The organism is Micromonospora siamensis (genome assembly GCF_900090305.1).
Lineage (GTDB): Bacteria > Actinomycetota > Actinomycetes > Mycobacteriales > Micromonosporaceae > Micromonospora > Micromonospora siamensis.
In genome coordinates, this window is record NZ_LT607751.1 from 4,386,452 (window position 1) to 4,404,017 (window position 17,566).

At 68.7% G+C, this 17,566-nt stretch carries 16 protein-coding genes; 14 read left to right on the forward strand and 2 right to left on the reverse strand.

Annotation, left to right across the window (positions count from 1 at the left end):
- Nucleotides 1-166 precede the first annotated feature (166 nt).
- A complete protein-coding gene (locus GA0074704_RS20270) occupies nucleotides 167-691 on the reverse strand; it encodes a hypothetical protein (protein WP_088971958.1) in 525 nt (174 codons plus the stop codon).
- A 4-nt stretch (nucleotides 692-695) separates the two neighbouring features.
- Nucleotides 696-869 (reverse strand): hypothetical protein, encoded by a 174-nt coding sequence (locus tag GA0074704_RS28875; protein WP_157743738.1) that lies wholly within the window; start codon nucleotides 867-869, stop codon nucleotides 696-698.
- Nucleotides 870-1,057: 188 nt separating this feature from the next.
- Between GA0074704_RS28875 and GA0074704_RS20275 the strand changes: the two genes are divergently transcribed.
- From GA0074704_RS20275 to GA0074704_RS20335, 14 genes are all read left to right on the forward strand, one after another.
- On the forward strand, nucleotides 1,058-3,094 hold the full coding sequence (locus tag GA0074704_RS20275) for a DNA-binding protein (protein ID WP_088973840.1): 2,037 nt from the start codon (nucleotides 1,058-1,060) through the stop codon (nucleotides 3,092-3,094).
- Nucleotides 3,095-3,159: 65 nt separating this feature from the next.
- Nucleotides 3,160-4,731 carry an HsdM family class I SAM-dependent methyltransferase gene (locus tag GA0074704_RS20280; protein WP_231926596.1) on the forward strand — a complete coding sequence of 524 codons (1,572 nt, stop codon included), beginning with the start codon at nucleotides 3,160-3,162 and terminating at the stop codon, nucleotides 4,729-4,731.
- A 61-nt stretch (nucleotides 4,732-4,792) separates the two neighbouring features.
- Nucleotides 4,793-5,848, forward strand: coding sequence for a restriction endonuclease subunit S (locus GA0074704_RS20285; protein WP_331716637.1), 1,056 nt, complete (start codon nucleotides 4,793-4,795; stop codon nucleotides 5,846-5,848).
- 31 nt (nucleotides 5,849-5,879) lie between these two features.
- Entirely contained in the window at nucleotides 5,880-9,089 is a 3,210-nt protein-coding gene (locus GA0074704_RS20290) for a type I restriction endonuclease subunit R (protein ID WP_088971961.1), read from the forward strand.
- A 260-nt stretch (nucleotides 9,090-9,349) separates the two neighbouring features.
- Nucleotides 9,350-9,877 carry a DUF4352 domain-containing protein gene (locus GA0074704_RS20295; RefSeq protein WP_088971962.1) on the forward strand — a complete coding sequence of 176 codons (528 nt, stop codon included), beginning with the start codon at nucleotides 9,350-9,352 and terminating at the stop codon, nucleotides 9,875-9,877.
- Nucleotides 9,878-9,973: 96 nt separating this feature from the next.
- Complete coding sequence (locus tag GA0074704_RS20300) at nucleotides 9,974-11,713, forward strand: DUF6119 family protein (RefSeq protein WP_157743739.1); 1,740 nt, start codon at nucleotides 9,974-9,976, stop codon at nucleotides 11,711-11,713.
- A gap of 68 nt (nucleotides 11,714-11,781) precedes the next feature.
- Nucleotides 11,782-12,612, forward strand: coding sequence for a ribonuclease HI (locus GA0074704_RS20305; protein WP_088971964.1), 831 nt, complete (start codon nucleotides 11,782-11,784; stop codon nucleotides 12,610-12,612).
- Between the two features lie 131 nt (nucleotides 12,613-12,743).
- Nucleotides 12,744-13,667 carry a hypothetical protein gene (locus GA0074704_RS20310; protein ID WP_088971965.1) on the forward strand — a complete coding sequence of 308 codons (924 nt, stop codon included), beginning with the start codon at nucleotides 12,744-12,746 and terminating at the stop codon, nucleotides 13,665-13,667.
- 42 nt (nucleotides 13,668-13,709) lie between these two features.
- Nucleotides 13,710-14,213 carry a hypothetical protein gene (locus tag GA0074704_RS28880; RefSeq protein ID WP_157743740.1) on the forward strand — a complete coding sequence of 168 codons (504 nt, stop codon included), beginning with the start codon at nucleotides 13,710-13,712 and terminating at the stop codon, nucleotides 14,211-14,213.
- Between the two features lie 20 nt (nucleotides 14,214-14,233).
- Nucleotides 14,234-14,959 carry a hypothetical protein gene (locus GA0074704_RS20315; protein ID WP_088971966.1) on the forward strand — a complete coding sequence of 242 codons (726 nt, stop codon included), beginning with the start codon at nucleotides 14,234-14,236 and terminating at the stop codon, nucleotides 14,957-14,959.
- Nucleotides 14,960-15,072: 113 nt separating this feature from the next.
- Complete coding sequence (locus GA0074704_RS20320) at nucleotides 15,073-15,459, forward strand: YbaB/EbfC family nucleoid-associated protein (RefSeq protein WP_088971967.1); 387 nt, start codon at nucleotides 15,073-15,075, stop codon at nucleotides 15,457-15,459.
- Nucleotides 15,446-15,766 (forward strand): type VII secretion target, encoded by a 321-nt coding sequence (locus GA0074704_RS20325; RefSeq protein ID WP_088971968.1) that lies wholly within the window; start codon nucleotides 15,446-15,448, stop codon nucleotides 15,764-15,766. Before GA0074704_RS20320 ends, GA0074704_RS20325 begins: the two co-directional genes overlap by 14 nt.
- On the forward strand, nucleotides 15,763-17,079 hold the full coding sequence (locus GA0074704_RS29520) for a WXG100-like domain-containing protein (protein ID WP_231926600.1): 1,317 nt from the start codon (nucleotides 15,763-15,765) through the stop codon (nucleotides 17,077-17,079). The genes GA0074704_RS20325 and GA0074704_RS29520 overlap by 4 nt, the downstream gene beginning before the upstream one ends.
- Nucleotides 17,076-17,489, forward strand: a complete 414-nt coding sequence (locus GA0074704_RS20335) for a hypothetical protein (protein WP_088971969.1) — start codon at nucleotides 17,076-17,078, stop codon at nucleotides 17,487-17,489. Before GA0074704_RS29520 ends, GA0074704_RS20335 begins: the two co-directional genes overlap by 4 nt.
- Nucleotides 17,490-17,566: the final 77 nt, after the last annotated feature.

A 17,566-nucleotide genomic window follows, 5' to 3' on the forward strand; every position in this document is an offset into this window, starting at 1 on the left:
TCGCGGCGTGAGCAACTCCGGAGCAGAGTGAGGTCGTCGTTCATGGAGATCAACTCGAATGTAGAGGCGGCACCGCGGCCACGCACTCGGCCGTCCGGCTGGTCTTGAAGCACCGCCTGTCCACGGCCGGGCCTCGGGCGATCCGGCCGTGGGCGCCCGGGCTGACTCAGGCGAGGTAGCGGTTCAGGATGGTGTCGTCGTGGACGACCTCGTGACCCAGCTCGCGCAGCGCCGCCTCGATCGCGTCCTGGTCGTCGAGCGGCAACCAGGTGGCCGGCTCGTAGTCCATGCCGTACACACGGTCCTCCTGACCGAAGGTGGCAAGCAGGCTAGGCGGCGCCAGTTCCGCCGTACGCAACCGCGGATCCGGCCGCCAGTAGACGTCGAGTTCGTCGTACCAGTCGAACGGGACGTCGTCGCCCAGCTCGTCGAAGGGCGGCTCGCCGTCCATGGTCGCCCGCTCGTCGAACGAGGCCTTGACCAGCGGAAGCGCCAGCGGCGACCGACGTACCTCCCCCAATGTCTTCGGCTCGATCACCGCCTTGATGAGCTCGACGTCGCGCAACGCCACTTCGAGGGGAACGACGGCGAGCCAGTCCTGCGGATCTCCCTTGACGAGTCGCTTCGTCTCGGCGCGCTCTTCGAACCTCGAGTGGTCGGTCCGCCCGTAGGTGCCCACGAAGTACTGCACAGTCTCAGCCCTGCCATTCAATCTCGGTGTTCGTGTTGACGATCTTGACCTCGCTGCGCTCGGTGCCCAGCGAGACCTCGTTCATGTCGTGCCGGTCGCCGGTCAGCTCAACAGAGCCGAGGACCCGGCCGCTCTCGGCGCCCGTGAACTGCCCAGATGACCTGCGAAGTGCCGTCATCCGAAAGCGCCGAGACACCGTACGCTGCCTCGATCTCAACGGTGCGTCGCACCCAGAGACCAAGAAACAGCACGGCAGCTTTATAGGCGACCAATTGCTTGATAAGCCCGGTTATCAGCGTCTTTCATTTGACACCTCAGAGCGAACGCCTACAGTAGGGAACCTTGATCATGAAGGAGGTGAAGAGCATGCTTTCCGAGCTCATGTCGTCAGGCGAGATCGCCCAGTTGGCGCAGGTCGAGCGCCCGGTGGTGACGACGTGGCGGCGGCGGTACCCGGACTTCCCCGGTCCGGTGCCCGGCACCAGCGGTCAGCTGCTCTTCCCTGCCGACGCGGTGCTCACCTGGCTACTGGACCGCAAGCTAGGTAACGCTGAACCGGAGATTCTGCGCGCCGAGCGCGCCTTGCACACCCTCACTGGGTATGCCCGGGAGCACGGCGGCCGCCATCTGGTGCTCTCCCTGGGCGCCGCTCTCTGTCTGCGGGAGATGTCCGGCAAGGTCCTGTCGGCTGATCCGATGAAGGCGGCTCGCCGGTTCGACCCGGAGGACGACTTCCTGCTCTCAGACCTGCGGGAGGCGCCTGCCCTACCCGATCTTCCGGGAATGGTCGAGCAGCTGATCGAGGGCGCCTACGAGGCGAACCGGGCGTACCAATTCCTGCTCGGCAACTGCGCTCGCTTCGGCTGGCCGGAGCTGAGTGCCGACGCACTCACCCCCCACCTGGTCACCCTCATCCGCCTGGCCGCCGACGTGCCGGGCCGGCTACGCGGTCGCCGCCGGATCACGGTCGGTGACCCGTACGCGGGCTCGGGCGACCTTCTCGCCGCAATGTTGACCGACCAGGATCCCGAGCCGTTCAGTTTCAACGCCGCTCAGCCGGATCCGGCCCTGGCCCGCCTGATCCGCCGCCGGCTGCTGCTGGCCGGTGTCCCCGACTTCAACATCGAGGTGGTTCCGGACGACCTGAACGACGAGTTCGCCGACGTCGACGCGGTCGTGACCCGACTGCCCTACCAGCCGACCGAGCAGCGCTACCCGGCCGAGGACCTCGACAAGATCAGCGACATCGCCGACCGGCTCGGTCCCGGCTGCACCGCCGTCGTGGTCGGCCCTGCCTCCAGCCTGGTCGACGCCCTGCGCGACACCGATGCCATCACCAAGCGGGCCGACCTGCTGACCAGTGGCCTCGTCGAGGCGGTGGTACGACTGCCCGGCGGCATGTTCCCGGCTCGCCCCGGTCACTCCGCCGCCCTGTGGCTGCTCACTCGCGACCCGGTCGCGGCCACGCAGGGCCGCCTCCTGCTCGCTGACGTCGGTGGTGCCGCCCTCGATCAGCGCGTCGCGGAAACCACGGCCGAGGACATCCTGCTGTGGCGGGCCGAGGGCTACCGGCGCGACGGCCACGACCCGCGGACCGGCTGGGTGGTCCCACTCGACGCCCTCGACCTGCGCCGCGGTGCGGCGCTGCGGCCGCCGGGCCCGGCGTCGGTCACCATGCGGGCCCGGCTGGCCGCCGACCGGCCCGCCCTGATCGGCGAGATCGAGGGCCGTCTCACCGATGCGGAGCACGAAACCATCCGGTACGCGAAGGAACACGGTCCCCTGAGCACCGGGGCGGCACAACGCGACGGAAACCGCCCGAAGGAACTCACCCTCGGCGCCCTGCGCACCGCTCGCCGGATCCGCCCCCTTCCCGGCCACCGTCTGACCCCTGAGCATGTCGGGCCGCGGGGTCACCACCGGGTCATCGGCGCCGCGGAGGTCGTCGCGCAGTCGTCCAAGCGCTGGATGGACCGGCTCACGCTAGCCGCTGAGTACCCGCACGTCGGCCTGACCGACCCGGGTGATCTCGTCGTCACCACGGTTCCCCAGTTCGGTGTCCTCCTCGACGAGGACGGCTTCTCGGTCATCGAGTTTCCGGCCCGGGGTCTGCGTATCTCCCCCGGCGACGCCCTCACCCCGCGGGTGCTGAAGGCGCTGCTCGACACCGCACGCAACACCACCCGCAGCCCCGGCGCCGTGCGCGGCGCACGGCTGGGCGACGTGACGATTCCTGACCTGGGCCGGGACGAGGCGGCCCGCCTGGATGACGTGCTGCGTCGCCTCGACGAACGCGAGCGCCTCTTGCAACAACAGGCCGGCCTCCTTGTCGAACTGCGTGAACTCGCCGTGGCGGGCTTCGCCGACGGCACCCTCACGACTCTGTACGGTACGAACTCCTGACCGAGAGAACGGAACACACTGTGCCCCCACGCAAACGTGCCAACGGACAGGGCGAGCTGCCCGGGATGTCCAGCACGAAGCAGATCCAGGACATCCTGTGGAAGGCCGCCGACAAGCTGCGCGGCTCCATGGACGCCGCACAGTACAAGGAATTCGTCCTCGGCCTGGTCTTCCTCAAGTACGTCTCCGACGCGTTCGCCGAGCGCCGCGACCAGATCGAAGCCAGCCTCTCCGACATCCCGGAGAGCCGGCACGCGGCCTTCCTCGACGACCGCGACGAGTACACCAGCGCGAACGTCTTCTGGGTCCCCGAGAACGCCCGCTGGGACTACCTGGTAGAGCACGCGCCCAACGGCGTGGGTGAGCTGCTCGACAACGCCATGGAAGCGATCATGCAGGAGAACCGGGCGCTGACCGGCGTCCTCCCGAAGATCTTCAACCGGGACAACGTCGACCAGAAGCGGTTGAAGGAACTCGTCGACCTGATCAGCGACGCCCGCTTCACCGGTCACGGCGACCGGAAGGCCCAGGACGTCCTCGGCGAGACGTACGAGTACTTCCTGGAACGCTTCGCCCGCGCCGAGGGCAAGCGGGCCGGCGAGTTCTACACCCCGTCCAGCGTGGTAAAGGTTCTGGTCGAGGTGCTGGAGCCCTACGAGGGCCGGGTCTATGACCCGTGCTGCGGCTCCGGCGGCATGTTCGTGCAGTCCAAGAAGTTCGTCGAGGCGCGCGCCGGCCGCGACCACACGCACGACATCGCCGTCTACGGGCAGGAAGCCAACGAGCGCACCTGGCGGCTGGCGAAGATGAACCTCGCCATCCACGGAATGGACCCGGTCGGCATCGGCGACCGCTGGGCCGACACGTTCGCCGACGACAAGCACCCGGACCGGCGGGTCGACTTCGTCATGGCGAACCCGCCGTTCAACATGAGCGACTGGGCGCGCAGGGTGGGCGACCCGCGCTGGCGCTACGGTACGCCGCCGCAGAGCAACGCCAACTACGCCTGGCTCCAGCACATCCTTTACAAGCTGGGCGACCGGGGCAGCGCCGGCGTCGTCCTCGCCAACGGCTCGATGTCATCGAAGCAGTCCGGCGAAGGCGACATCCGCCGCGAAATGGTGGAGAGGGACCTGGTGGCCTGCATGGTCGCCCTCCCACCGAACCTGTTCCGCACCACCGCGATCCCCGCTTGCCTGTGGTTCCTCACCAAGGACAAGACCCCACAGGGCGCCAAGGCGCTGACCGACCGGCGCCACGAGACTCTCTTCATCGACGCTCGCGCGCTCGGCACCATGGTCGACCGCACCGAGCGCGTTTTCACCGACGACGACATCGCCAAGATCGCCGATACGTACCACGCCTGGCGCGGCACCAAGTCCGCCAAGGCCAAGGGCCAGACGTACGAGGACATCCCCGGCTTCTGCTACTCCGCCAAGCTCGATGAGGTGGCCGTCCACGACCACGTCCTCACCCCCGGCCGATACGTCGGCGCCGCTGAAGCCGAAGAAGACCCGGACGCCGAACCGCTCGCCGACCGCGTCGAACGCCTCACCAAGGAGCTGTGCACCCACTTCGACGAGTCGGCTCGCCTCGAAGCGGTCATCCGAATGCAGCTTGGAGGACTCGATGTCTGACTGGCCGACCCAAACCCTCGAAGAGTTATGCGTCCGGATAACTGTCGGGCACGTTGGCTCCATGGCACACGAGTATGTCGAGAGCGGCGTCCCGTTCCTGCGGTCGCAAAATATTAAACGCGGCCGCCTGGACCTGTCGTCAGTTAAGTACATCAACAAGGATTTTCATCACCGGCTAGCTAAGTCACAGCTGCAGCCCGGTGACCTGGCGATTGTGCGTACCGGCGAGCCTGGCGCCACCGCCCTGATTCCGGATGATCTCGGACCGGCGAACTGTAGCGACATCGTCATCGCCCGCCCTGGTCCAGACACCGCTGCACGGTATCTGTGTTACGCAATCAACGCCACCGCACAGCAGTTCATTGACGCACACACGGTCGGGGCCGTCCAGCAGCACTTCAACGTAGCCTCGGCGAAGCGTCTGACCGTGGCCGTACCCCCGATCGCTGTACAAAAAGCGATCGCCAGCCTTCTCGGGGCGCTCGATGACAAGATTGCGGTCAACGACCGCATCGCCGAGACCAGCTACGAGTTGGCCGCTACTGAACACGCTCGCGTGGCACAACTAGCCGGACGAGCATGCACCCTCGGCGATGTGATTGAGCTGGCTTACGGTAAAGCCCTGCCAGCGGCGCAACGCCGACCTGGGCCGGTAGCCGTCTACGGAAGCGGCGGGGTCTCGGGTTGGCATGACGAGCCGTTGGTGCGGGGCCCTGGCATCATCGTTGGTCGTAAGGGCACGGTCGGCTCGGTTTACTGGTCCTACCGGGATTTCTTCCCGATTGACACCACGTTCTACGTCAGGCTAATTGACGACCAGCTCACGACCGAGTACGTGTACTTCCTGCTAACTCGTTTAGGCTTGAGCGAGATGAATTCGGACTCAGCTGTTCCTGGTCTAAACCGATCAAGGGCCCTGTCCGCCCCAGTGCAGCTGCCTAACCAGGAACTTATCGCCAATTTTACTGAACGCGTTCGGCCCCTGTTCGCGATGCGCGAGCAGACGGCTCGACAGAACCAGACGCTCGCCAAGCTGCGAGACACGCTGCTTCCGGAACTTATGTCGGGGCGGTTGCGGGTCAGAGACGCCGAGAAGGTTGTCGAAGAATCGGTTTAGCTAGGTGAACGGTTCACGGGGAGGGGTTGTGATGGGTGCAGGCGGGTGGATGAGCGAGGCGGACTGGGAGGCGCTCGCGCTGGACCATCTCGGTGAGCTCGGGTGGGAGCCGGGTGCCGGAAAGGATTTTGCGCCGGGCTCGGGGCAGCGGCAGTCGTGGGCCGATCTCGTACTCATCGACGACCTGCGGGCCACGATCGAACGGCTCAACCCCGACCTGCCGCCCGCAGCGGTCGCCGACGCGGTGCGAGCCGCCACCGACGCGGCCAGCCGGGAGGCGTTCGCCGAGAACCGGGCGGCGCACGAACGGCTGGTCCACGGCATCCGCTCGATCACGTACACCGATGCGTTCGGCGCTGAGCACACCCCCACCGTGCGCCTGGCCGACCTGGACGACCCCGGCCGCAACGTCTACCGGGCGATCAACCAGGTCACGATCGTCGACGGCGACTTCCGACGCCGGTTCGACATCGTGCTGTACCTCAACGGTCTGCCGGTGGCGATCGTCGAGCTGAAGAACGCCGCCGACGAGAACGCCACCCTGACGGGCGCGCACGCCCAGCTTCAGGCGTATCGCGCGGAGTTCCCGCTCGCCTTCCGGCACGCCGTCCTGTGCCTGATCTCCGACGGGGTCACCGCGAAGTACGGCACCCCGTTCACCCCCTACGAGCACTTCGCGCCGTGGAACGTCGACGACGAGGGCGACCGCGTCGACACCACCTCGCCCGACTACGACGGCCCGGAAGCGCTCATCGTCGCCCTCTATGGACTGTTCACCCAGCGGCGCTTTCTGGAGCTCACCGGGGGCTTCGTCAACTTCACGTCGAAGGCAAAACGGATCGCGAAGGCGCACCAACACTTCGCGGTCGTCCGGGCCGTCGAGTGCATCGTGCGGGCGTCGCAGAGCGACGGGAAGGCGGGCGTCGTCTGGCACACCCAGGGCTCCGGCAAGTCCGAGGAGATGGTGTGCACGGCGGCGTTGACCGCCCGCCACCCTGCCCTGAAGAACCCGACCATCGTGGTGCTCACCGACCGCACCGACCTCGACGACCAGCTCTTCGAGACGTTCCGCGACAGCCAGGCGCTGCTGGGCCAGGAGCCGGAGCAGGCCGACACCCGAGCCGAACTGCGAGACAAGCTGTCGAACCGGAACGCCGGCGGCATCATCTTCACCACGTTGCAGAAGTTCGGGCGTACGAAGGAGGAGCGCGACGCCGGGAGGCCGCATCCGCTCCTCTCCGACCGGCGCAACATCCTCGTGATCGTCGACGAGGCGCACCGCAGTCACTACGACAGCCTGGACGGCTACGCCCGACACCTGCGCGACGCGCTGCCGCACGCGACGTTCATCGCCTTCACCGGCACCCCGATCGCCAGCGCCGAGGTGAACACCCGCGCCGTCTTCGGCGACTACATCGACGTGTACGACCTCAAGCGTGCCGTCGACGACGAGGCGACCGTGCGGGTCTACCACGAGCCGCGGATCATTCCGGTGTCGCTGCCGCCAGACATCGACCCGGAGAGCATCGACGAGCAGGTGGAGCAGCTCACCGCCAGCCTGGACGACGCGGAGCGGCGCAGGGCCGAGGCGTACGCGGCCACCATGAACACCGTCTACGGCGCCCCCGACCGGGTCGAGATCCTTGCGAATGACCTCGTCGAGCACTGGGAGAAGCGGCGGGAGCTGATGCGACCGCAGCTCGGCGGGCCGGGCAAGGCGATGCTCGTCTGCGCGACGCGGGAGATCTGCGTCCGCGTCTTCGACGCTCTCAAGGAGCTGCGGCCCGACTGGGCCGACCCGGCTGTCGACAAGGGCAAGATGAAGATCGTCTTCCATGGGGTGCCCAGCGACAAGGAGATGCTACGCCCACACCACCTGCGCCCGTCGCAGCAGAAGACCATCCAGGCCCGCGCCAAGGACCCGGACGACGAGCTGGAGTTGCTCATCGTGCACTCGATGCTGCTCACCGGCTACGACGCGCCGCCGATCCACACCATCTACATGGACCGGCCGATGAAGGGCGCCAACCTGATGCAGGCGCTCGCCCGGGTCAACCGGCGGTTCCGGGAGAAGCAGGACGGCCTGCTGGTCGGCTACGCCCCGCTGACCGAGAACCTGCGCAAGGCGCTCACCGAGTACACGCCAAGCGACCAGGAGGACCAGACCCTCGGCCGCGAGATCGAGCGTGCCATCAGCGAGGTGCACAACGAGATCTCCGTCCTCGAAGCCATGCTGACCTCGGTCAAGTGGCGCGAGATCCTGGACGACGAGACGGACCCGACCCGCTGGCGCCGGGCCGTGAAGAAGGCCGCCAACTTCCTGCGCAACCCGCGAACCCCCGGCAACGACGTGGAGCCCGGCACGAAGCCGCTGCACCGCCGTTTCCGGGACTCGGCGGGCCGGCTGGAACGGTTCTACACACTCTGCGCAACCAGCCGCGACTTCGCCGAACGCGCTGGCGACATCCAGCGGATGCGCCGCGACATCCACTACTTTCGGGACGTCCGGGTCTGGATCGTCAAGGAGGAGGCCGCCGACCGGGAGGCCAAGGGCCTGCCCAACACGGCCGAGGTGGAACGCTACCTGTCCCAGCTCGCCGCCGAGGTGGTCGACGCCGCCGACATCACCGACATCTACGAAGAAGCGGGCCTCGGGAAGCTCGACATCACCGAGCTCAACGGGGTGGCGCTGGAGCGCCTGCAGAACTCGGAGACCCCCCACCTGGCCGCCGCGGCGCTGCGACGGCTGATCGAGCGGAAGATGCGCGAGGTCACCAAGCACAACGTGGTCCGTCAGGAGCGCTTCTCCGCCCAGCTCGAAGACCTGATGAACCGCTACATGCGTCAGCAGCTGACCAGCGCGCAGCTGATCGTCGAGCTGGTCGAGTTGGCCAAGCAGGTGTCCGCCGACGCTCGGCGCGGTCACCAGTTCGACCCTCCGCTCAACCACGCCGAACTGGCCTTCTACGACGCCGTCGCCCAGAACGGCGCCGCTACGGAGCTGATGAACGTCGGCACGCTCGCGGAGATAGCCCGAGAGCTGGTGAAGTCGATCCAGTCCTCGATCACCGTGGACTGGTTCTCCCGTGAGCCGGTACGCGCCAAGCTGCGCAGTCACATCCGCCGGCTGCTGGCCCGATACGACTACCCGCCGGACCACGAGCGCGCCGCCGTCGACCTGGTCATCCGCCAGATGGAGACCTTCGCCAACGAGTGGTCACCCGCAGCGTCAACGAGATAGCGACGTCGCCTCGGACGTTAAGGAGGCGCCTCGGGTTGAGTTGTCGGGCGTCTTCGAGAGAGTGAACCAATGCTCGACTGGCGCACATCTGCGTTGAGAGCCCGCGAACCCCACGTGGTCTGATAACGCGGGTTATCAATGCTTCGAAGCCTTCCGCCTGGACTCCGGGCCATGGCTCCTGTTGTGATTCATGGGCGTCGACGAAATGCCGATCCGGCGAGTCGACCAGCAACCCCACTTCTTCCGACAGGAGCTTCAGCATGCGCAAGATCGCCACCCTCGCCCTGCTCGCCACCGGTCTCATTGCGCTCGGCTGCGGCGCCGGGACCACCGACGACACCGGCAGCTCGGACAACAGCGGCAGCGGCACGAGCGAGGACAAGCCGAAGACGGCGAAGATCGGCAAGCCGGCCCGGGACGGCAAGTTCGAGTTCACGGTGAAGTCAACCAAGTGCGGCGTCGCCAAGATCGGCGACAGCACTCTCGGCGCCAAGGCGCAGGGCCAGTTCTGCCTGGTGACGATGACCGTCAAGAACATCGGCAAGGAAGCGCAGATGTTCGACGGCAGCAGCCAGAAGGCGTACGCGGCCGACGGCACCGAATACTCCGCCGACGGCGGCGCGGCCATCTACGCCAACCAGAACGCGGAGACGTTCCTCAACGACATCAACCCCGGCAACCAGGTCAGCGGCGTCGTCGTCTTCGACATCCCGAAGAGCGTCAAGCTCACCAAGCTCGAGCTGCACGACTCGCCGTTCTCCGGCGGCGTCACCGTCTCCCTCGGCTGATCGCGCCTCGGCCGAGGGTGGGACCCGCGAAGCCCACCCTCGGCCCCAGGTCCACCGCACCACCGCCAGCCCGAATCTCTACGCGAGGAGATGGACATGCGCAGTGCGACGAACCGCGCCGGCACCACCCCGAGACACCGCCGGCGCCGCTCCCCCAACCAGCCCGCCCTCTTCGAGTGCCCGCTGCCACCCGCCCCGGCGGGCACCCACCCGACCACCGTCTACCGGCTCACCGTTGCGCCGGACCCCGACGGGCTGTTGTCGGCGCTGAACACGGACTACCTGCGGGAGAACGGCATCGAGCCGACCCCTCGGCAGGTCGCCGGCGCACCGGCGCTGCTGGTGCACGGCACCGTGCACCGCGCTCGCGCCGAGTGGTGTGACGTACTGGCCGGGCTCGTCGGCGAGGACGTCGACCTCGGCTACAGCAGCGGCGGCGGCGCCCTGCTGCTGGCGGTCGACGACCAGGCGTACGCCCTCGCCTACGGCACCCTCGGCCGCTTCATGATCGAACACGAGACGTTCGACCGGACGTTCGGCGTGTCCTTCGCCGTCCGGGCACTGCTGCCGAGTGATATCCGCCAGGTCCGCCGACGGATGCTGGGTGCCAGCGGCCGGGTGGACCGCAGCCTGGTGCCCGGCGGTCAGCCCATCTGGAGGTACGGCATCGACAAGTGGGGCGAGATCGTCGGCCAGGTCTGCGGCCGCACCCACAACCCGAACCTGACCGCGTGCCGCCGGACCGGCCGGCCGGTCAAGGTCGAGGGCGGCGACGCGCTGCACATCCCTCTCTGCGTCGAGCCCGAAGGGCTCCTCGCAGACCTGCGGGAGATCGACCGCGTGTGCCACCAGGAATCTCCGTTGGCCGACCTGGAGTTCATCACGCAGATCCGGCCGATACCGACGTCCGACCCACGGGTTGCCGACCTCGTCAGCACCATCGATCAGCGGCTGGCGCTGGCCGAGCCGCCCGAGCTGGGCCTGGCCATACCCGGTGATCTGATCGCCGACATCGAGCACGTCGGGTCGTACCGAATCCAGGTGCCCAAGTCCGCGCGGCGGCCGAGCCTGACCACGGAGCTGGACCTGGCCGCGATCCTCGCGCACACCAACCGGGCGCTCGACGGTGACCGGTGGACCGGCCTGCAGAAGGGGACCCTCACGCTCTACGCCGACGCCGGTGGAAACGACGAGATGGTGCCCACCCGGATCTCCCGATGGATCACCGCCGAGGTGGCCCACGGCACGAGCCACCTGCTGCTGCACGAGGACCGGTGGTACGAGATCGGCGACCGGCACCGGGAGTTCCTGAGCCAGGAGATCCGCCAGATCTTGGACCAACCCTCCCAGATCGTCCTGCCGCCGTGGACCGGCGACCTGCCCGACGAAGACGCCTACAACCGGGCGGTCGCCAAGCGGGACAACCGGTTCATCCTGCTCGACAAGAAGCTCGTGCGCACGGCTCAGCACCCGCGCGGGATCGAGGCGTGCGACCTGCTCGGCCCGGGTGACGAACTGATCCACGTCAAGCGCGCCTCCGGCAGCTCGCCGCTGAGCCATCTCTTCGCCCAGGGAATCACCTCCGCCGAGGCACTGCGCTACGACGAGGAGGCCCGTGCCACCTTCCTCGACCTGGTCGAGCGGCAACCCAATGGCCGGAAGCTCCCCGGAAGCTTCCGGCCGCGCAAGGTCGTCTACGCCATCGCCCTCAAGGCGGGCCGGACGGTCACCGTCGACACGCTCTTCACCTTCGCCCAGGTGGCTCTCTACCAGGCGATGAAGACGCTGCGCAACGAAGGTGTCGAAGTCGAGGTCGTGCCGATCCCCGCCGCCTGACTCCCCATCGACACTCGCTCCCTCCAGGCACCCGTGGCAAGAAGTCATCCCCACTTCCAGGAGTCGACGTGCGTACCGATGAGATCCTCCGAGCCCTGAGCCTCCTCCCACCTCCGCTGCACGAGCGGGCCTCCGTCCTTCGCACCTTCCTTCGCCCCACGCGCTGCGACGGTTGCGAGCGCATCGGCGACGCGCTGCGCCTCGCCCTCACCGCCGCCCACTACGACGAGTTCACCTCCGCCGGGCACCTCCTCGACACCGCCGAGCACCTCGCCGCAGACCACGCCCACCAGCGCGGCCCGGCGTGCCGGCCGCACCGCGACGACCGCCGCGGCCGGGGCCAGGTCCGCCGGTGGGCGGGGACGTCCGCGCCGCTGGTCGCCGCGACCGACGCCAGCTGGAAGGGCCGCGCCGGCGGCATCGGGTACGTGGTCAGCGACGGCCGCTACGGCCTGCGCAGCCGCGGCACCGGCCGCCTCGACCCGACCGGCGCCTCCAGGGTGCTCGTCGACGAGTTGCGGGCGGTCGACTTCCTGTTCTCCGCGTACGACGAGGTGCCGGCCAGGATGACCGTGCTGCTGGACAGCCGCTCCGCCCTGCGGTACCTGCACCGCTGGCAGGCTGGCGAGACGGCGGCCATGCCGGCCGGGTACAGCCTGCGGCCTCGCACCTCGGCCGCCCAGCCCACCCTGGTCCGGCTCGCCGGGCTGGCCGGCAGCCGGCCGGACCTGACCTTCGACCACGTGAAGGGCCACGACGGGCACGCACTCAACGAGGCCGCCGACGGCCTGGCCCACATGGCCCGACGCCGGGTCACCGAGACCTTCGACGTGCGCCCGCGGGCGCACAGCCTGGCCGAGGCGTTCCTGAACGACTGGCACGCCGCCCTCGCGCACTGACCTGCAGCCGGCGTCACCGCTCGGGCCCGAGCCGCCCAACGATCGCGCTCCCGGCCGCAATTCCACCGACCACCCGAACGAGTGGGTCGCCACCTAGGCGATCCGCCGCTCCCCCACGCCCGGAGGACCTGATGACGTTCCCCCACCGCACCGCCAGAGCCGCCCGCTGGGTCGGCCCCACCCTCACCCCGGCCCGCCGGGTCGGTCCGCTGCTGATCACGGCGCTGCTCGTGACGGCCGCCCTGGCTGGCTGTGGCACCGAGGATCGGCCCGCTGCCGTCGCTTCACCCAACGGCGACTCGACTGCCTCGACCGACCCCACCCCGTCGCCGAGCCCCACCCCGACGCCCAGTCCGAGTCCGCTGCCCGATCGGGACGGCGACGGCCGCCCCGACCTCAGCGACCCCTACCCGGACGACCCGAAGAACGTCCCGCAGCAGGAACCGGTGATCCTCGAGTGCACCACCGGCGAGGAGTGGACGGCTTCGGTCACCGTGGCACCCGGCAAGGGCGGCCGCCCGGACTTCACCGAGGCATGGTCGGCGAAGGCGACCAGCTGCGAGGCCCCGACGGCGATCCGTCCGGTGAGCGCGCTGGAGAAGAAGGCGCTGAAGGCCTCGAAGTACGACGACGGCGACATCGCCACCCTCTACACGATCTGCGCGGAGATCGACCCTGACGACGCCTACGCCGAGCCCGGCTTCGCGGCCAGCGCCGAGCAGATCGCCGAGATCAACGCCGCGCTGCTCCTCTGCCCCACCCACCCGTACGCGAAAAAGTGGCGCGCGGCGGTGCAGCGCGGCCAGGTCGACGCGGACCTCGAGGCGCAGGGACGACTCTTCGGCGCCGGAACCTTCCGCGTCGGCAAGGAGATCAAGCCCGGCACGTACGTCACCACCGACGTCGAGGGCTGCTACTGGGAGCGCCAGGACAGCTCCGGGCAGACCATCGACAACTACTTCACCAACTCGGCCCGCCGGGTGCAGGTCACCATCCGCTCCTCCGACTACGCCTTCAACTCCGAGAACTGCGGCCAGTGGCGCCCGGCAAGCTGACTCCCCACTCCACCGGCACCTGTCCGACGTCAGGAGGCACCTGTGCAGCCCGATGAGTTCGACGAGGTCATCCATCTGCTCCCCATCGACCTGTACGCCCGGGCCACGGCGCTGCGCCCCTACCTCTCGCCCGACAACTGCGCGGAGTGCCTGCGGATCGCCGAGACGGCGGAGCTGGCCCTGATGGCGGCGCGCTGTGCGGAGATCGACGCCGCTGGCCACCTGCTGGGGGCCGCCGAGCGGCTCGCCGCCGGCCATCCGACGCCACGGACGTGTCGGGAAGCCGACCCGTCATACGAGGATGGCGGTGATGTCCCCTTTGCCCCGACGAGACAGCCCACACCGGAGATTCCCCTGGTGGACGCGGGTGGCGGCGGTGGGACCGCCCTGACATCATCTGTGCCCTGTGGACGATCGGCTCGACGTCGTTCGCGTTCCCGCCGCCTGCCTCTCGATCAACGAGCTCGCCGGGTACGCCGCCGCCCGGTCGACGAGCTGTTCAAGGTCCGCCCACCTGGGCGATTCGAAGACTCGATTGCACGATGACGACACAAGGAGTACGAGGCATGGCAGCAGAAGCCTTCGACGGATCGGCTCCGGCAGCAGCCGTTGCCGGGCAGCGGGTCCTCGACGTCCTGGACAAGGCGATCGCTCTGCAGACCCCGCTGGTGCGCAAGAACATCGCCCGGGCGCGCCAGCGGAACCCGGAGGCGTCACCGGCCCAGGTGATCAGCAACCTGGAGCGGATGTACGTCAGCGCCCTGACCGGCACCGGAGCCGCGGTGGGCGGAGCCGCGGCGGCGCCCGGCGTCGGCACGGGCGTCGCCCTGGCGCTGTCGGGTGGTGAGTTCCTGTCCTCCCTGCAGCTCAGCGCCCTCTTCGCACTGTCGCTCGCCGAGGTCCACGGAGTCCCCATCGACGAGGTCGAGCGTCGCCGGACGATCGTGATGGGCATCATGCTCGGCGGGTCGGGCTCCGCCACCATCACCAAGGTCGCCGAGCGTACGGGCCAACACTGGGGGCGTCAGATCGTCGCCAAGGTGCCCACCCAGACGCTGAAGCAGATCAACAAGGCCCTGGGGAGACACTTCGTCACGAAGTACGGCACCAAGCAGGGGATCATCGTTCTCGGCCGGGCGGCACCGTTCGGCATCGGCGCCGTGATCGGTGGTGGCGCCAACGCCGCCCTCGCCACGCTGGCGGTGCGCGCCGGCCGACGCGCATTCGGTGAACCCCCGGCAGCCTGGCCGGGATCGACGCCCTGCGGCCCGTCCGAGGACTCGGAGGACTGACCGTCGGCGCATGGGAGGGCATGGTGTCCCCCACTACGCAGCACCACCGGTTGACACCCTCGCCATGACATCGATTGACTGGCACCCGTTGATGTCCTTTGGGGAGGGTCGACATGTGGGCGGACGAGGCCGCGCTCGACGCGGCGGCACGCCGGCTCGACGACTGGGAGGCCGGCTTCGCCGACCGCGCGACCCGCTCCCGCCAGTTGTCGGCCCGGTTGCAGACCCTGACCGGCACCGCCGCCAACGCCGACCGGACGGTCGAGGTCACCGTCGACGCCTCCGGAGCCCTGGTCGACCTGCGGCTCGACGAACGCACCCGGCAACACTCCGCCGCCCACACCGCCAAGCAGATCATCCAGACCACCCGGGCCGCGCACGCCGACCTGCTGCGGCAGGTCACCGAGGCCGCCACCAGCCTCCTCGGGGCCGGCGACCAGACCGGCCAGGCCGTCGTCGCGTCGTACCGGCAGCGGCTGGACCGCGATGCCCGGCGGTGACGGCATCCAGGTCGACCCGACGGATCTGACCCGCCACGCGGCCCGCCTGGACCGCAGCGCCGACCAGATCGACACCGCCCGGCAGGCCGGCCAGCACGTCCGGCTCGGCGCCGACGCGTACGGCCAGCTCTGCGCGTTCCTGCCCGCCCTCCTGGACGGCCTGCACCACACGCTGGTCGACGGGATCGGCACCGCCGCCGGTTCGGTCCGTGACACCGCCGGGCGGCTCCGCACCGCCGCCGACGGCTACCGCGCCACCGACGCCCGCGCCCAGCAACAGCTCGATCGGGTACGGCAGCGGAGGTGACCGCCAACCCGTTGGTCGCCACCGCCACGGACACCCCGCCGAGCGCCTGGGCGGGCGTGTGGATCTGCGAGGACATCGAACTCATCGCCCAGGGCGTACGCGACGGAAGCTGGATCGACACCAGCCTCGGGGTGGTCAGCGCTGGCCTCGACGCCCTGGCCTTCGTCTCCGACCCGGTCGGCGCACTGCTGCAGTACGGCGTCGCCTGGCTGATCGAGCACGTCAAGCCGCTCAGCGAGGCCCTGGACTGGCTGGCCGGTGACCCGGCGCAGATCACCGCGTACGCCCAGACCTGGCGCAACACCTCCGCCGCCCTGCGCGAGGAGGCCGCCGAGCTGGCGCGGGCGGTCCGCGCCGACGTCGCCGGCTGGGGCGGCGCGGCCGGTGCCGCCTACCGATCCTGGTCCGGTGAGCAGCAGCAGGCCGTGACCAGCCTCGCGGCCGGCGCGGATGCGATGGCCGCGATCACCGAGGGCGCCGCCGGGCTGGTCGCCGCCGTCCGGCTGCTGGTCCGCGACGCCATCGCCACCTGCGTCTCCCGCCTCATCGTGTACGCGGGTGAACTCGTCGCCACGGTTGGGCTGGCCACGCCGCTGGTGGTGGAGCAGGTCACCACGTTGGTGGCGTCGTGGGCGGCGCGGATCGCCCGGTTGCTGCGCGGGCTGTTGGCCAGCCTGCGGCGGTTGCTGCCGCAGATGCGGCGACTCGCTGAGTTGATCGAGAAACTCAAGCACGCGTTGAACAGGTTGACTGGAATCAGTCCGACCGACCGGATGGGCAGACGCCGGGACTGGGCGGATCCACGAGATCGGCCGTTGGAGCCCCGAACCCCTCCGGACTCCCGCCTTCCGGCGGGAGACCCCGTGTACTACACCGATCACTCGACCGTCGTCGGCTACGACGCAAAGACCCTGCGGAACATGGAGAAGTCACTCCCGCTCGCAGGCCACCATGACATCGTCGTGCACGGCACGAATCAAGGATTCTTCGTTCCCGGTAAGGTCTCAGCCGAGGGGGCGGACATGGACGGTGACCCGACCAGCGCGGCACAGATTGCCGCCGCGCTCAGGGACAATCCCGCCTATCACGGGGAACCGGTACGTCTCGTGTCCTGCTACTCCGGAGTCATAGACCCGAAGACACTCGATGCCGTGCCGCTCGGCCAACAACTCGCCGACGAACTCGGCGTATCGGTGATCGCCCCGACCAAGCGGGTGGGCACGGATCGCTGGGCTGCAGAACCAGAGCCTCCGGCCGTGGACGCCGGAGGCTCCTGGGTGATCTTCACCCCGCAACTGGGAGGACACCGATGAGGACCGTCGGCTTCTTTCGTGAGCTCGGGCCCGATCCGGCCGAAGTCTACGCAGAGAGCATCCACGACCATCTTGGCGCTGCCCCACTGCCGGACACGCCTCGAGTGGTCCAGTACCTGCGCGAGGGTCACGGTCTCATCGATGTCATGGGCGCGGAGCCGGACGTCCTCGGCAGCGATCGACGTCTCGTCGGTGGCGCGTCGGTAATGACGGACGGTGAGTGGATCTGGCGCGACGACTTGAGCTTCTACCTGGCCACCTACCAGGTGTCGCTTTCTCGGGAATTCGTCGAGTCGGTGCGGGCCAACCATTATCAGGTCCCGCAGCTCCAGATCGACGAACTCCGGGCCGCAAGCAGAGAGGCGATGCGCATCCTCGGCTATCACCGGCCGCCGGCACCCACCCTCTGACCCTCCTTTTCCTTCAGCCGACATTGCCAGACGACTATCTGCTGCTCCAGAACTTCGCCGACGTCGGGGGTTGAGGA

Coding starts and splice junctions, on each gene's coding strand:
- GA0074704_RS28875 (WP_157743738.1), bottom strand. CDS start 869: ATGACGGCACTTCGCAGGTCATCTGGGCAGTTCACGGGCGCCGAGAGC.
- GA0074704_RS20275 (WP_088973840.1), top strand. CDS start 1,058: ATGCTTTCCGAGCTCATGTCGTCAGGCGAGATCGCCCAGTTGGCGCAG.
- GA0074704_RS20280 (WP_231926596.1), top strand. CDS start 3,160: ATGTCCAGCACGAAGCAGATCCAGGACATCCTGTGGAAGGCCGCCGAC.
- GA0074704_RS20285 (WP_331716637.1), top strand. CDS start 4,793: ATGGCACACGAGTATGTCGAGAGCGGCGTCCCGTTCCTGCGGTCGCAA.
- GA0074704_RS20290 (WP_088971961.1), top strand. CDS start 5,880: ATGGGTGCAGGCGGGTGGATGAGCGAGGCGGACTGGGAGGCGCTCGCG.
- GA0074704_RS20295 (WP_088971962.1), top strand. CDS start 9,350: ATGCGCAAGATCGCCACCCTCGCCCTGCTCGCCACCGGTCTCATTGCG.
- GA0074704_RS20300 (WP_157743739.1), top strand. CDS start 9,974: ATGCGCAGTGCGACGAACCGCGCCGGCACCACCCCGAGACACCGCCGG.
- GA0074704_RS20310 (WP_088971965.1), top strand. CDS start 12,744: ATGACGTTCCCCCACCGCACCGCCAGAGCCGCCCGCTGGGTCGGCCCC.
- GA0074704_RS20315 (WP_088971966.1), top strand. CDS start 14,234: ATGGCAGCAGAAGCCTTCGACGGATCGGCTCCGGCAGCAGCCGTTGCC.
- GA0074704_RS20320 (WP_088971967.1), top strand. CDS start 15,073: ATGTGGGCGGACGAGGCCGCGCTCGACGCGGCGGCACGCCGGCTCGAC.
- GA0074704_RS20325 (WP_088971968.1), top strand. CDS start 15,446: ATGCCCGGCGGTGACGGCATCCAGGTCGACCCGACGGATCTGACCCGC.
- GA0074704_RS20335 (WP_088971969.1), top strand. CDS start 17,076: ATGAGGACCGTCGGCTTCTTTCGTGAGCTCGGGCCCGATCCGGCCGAA.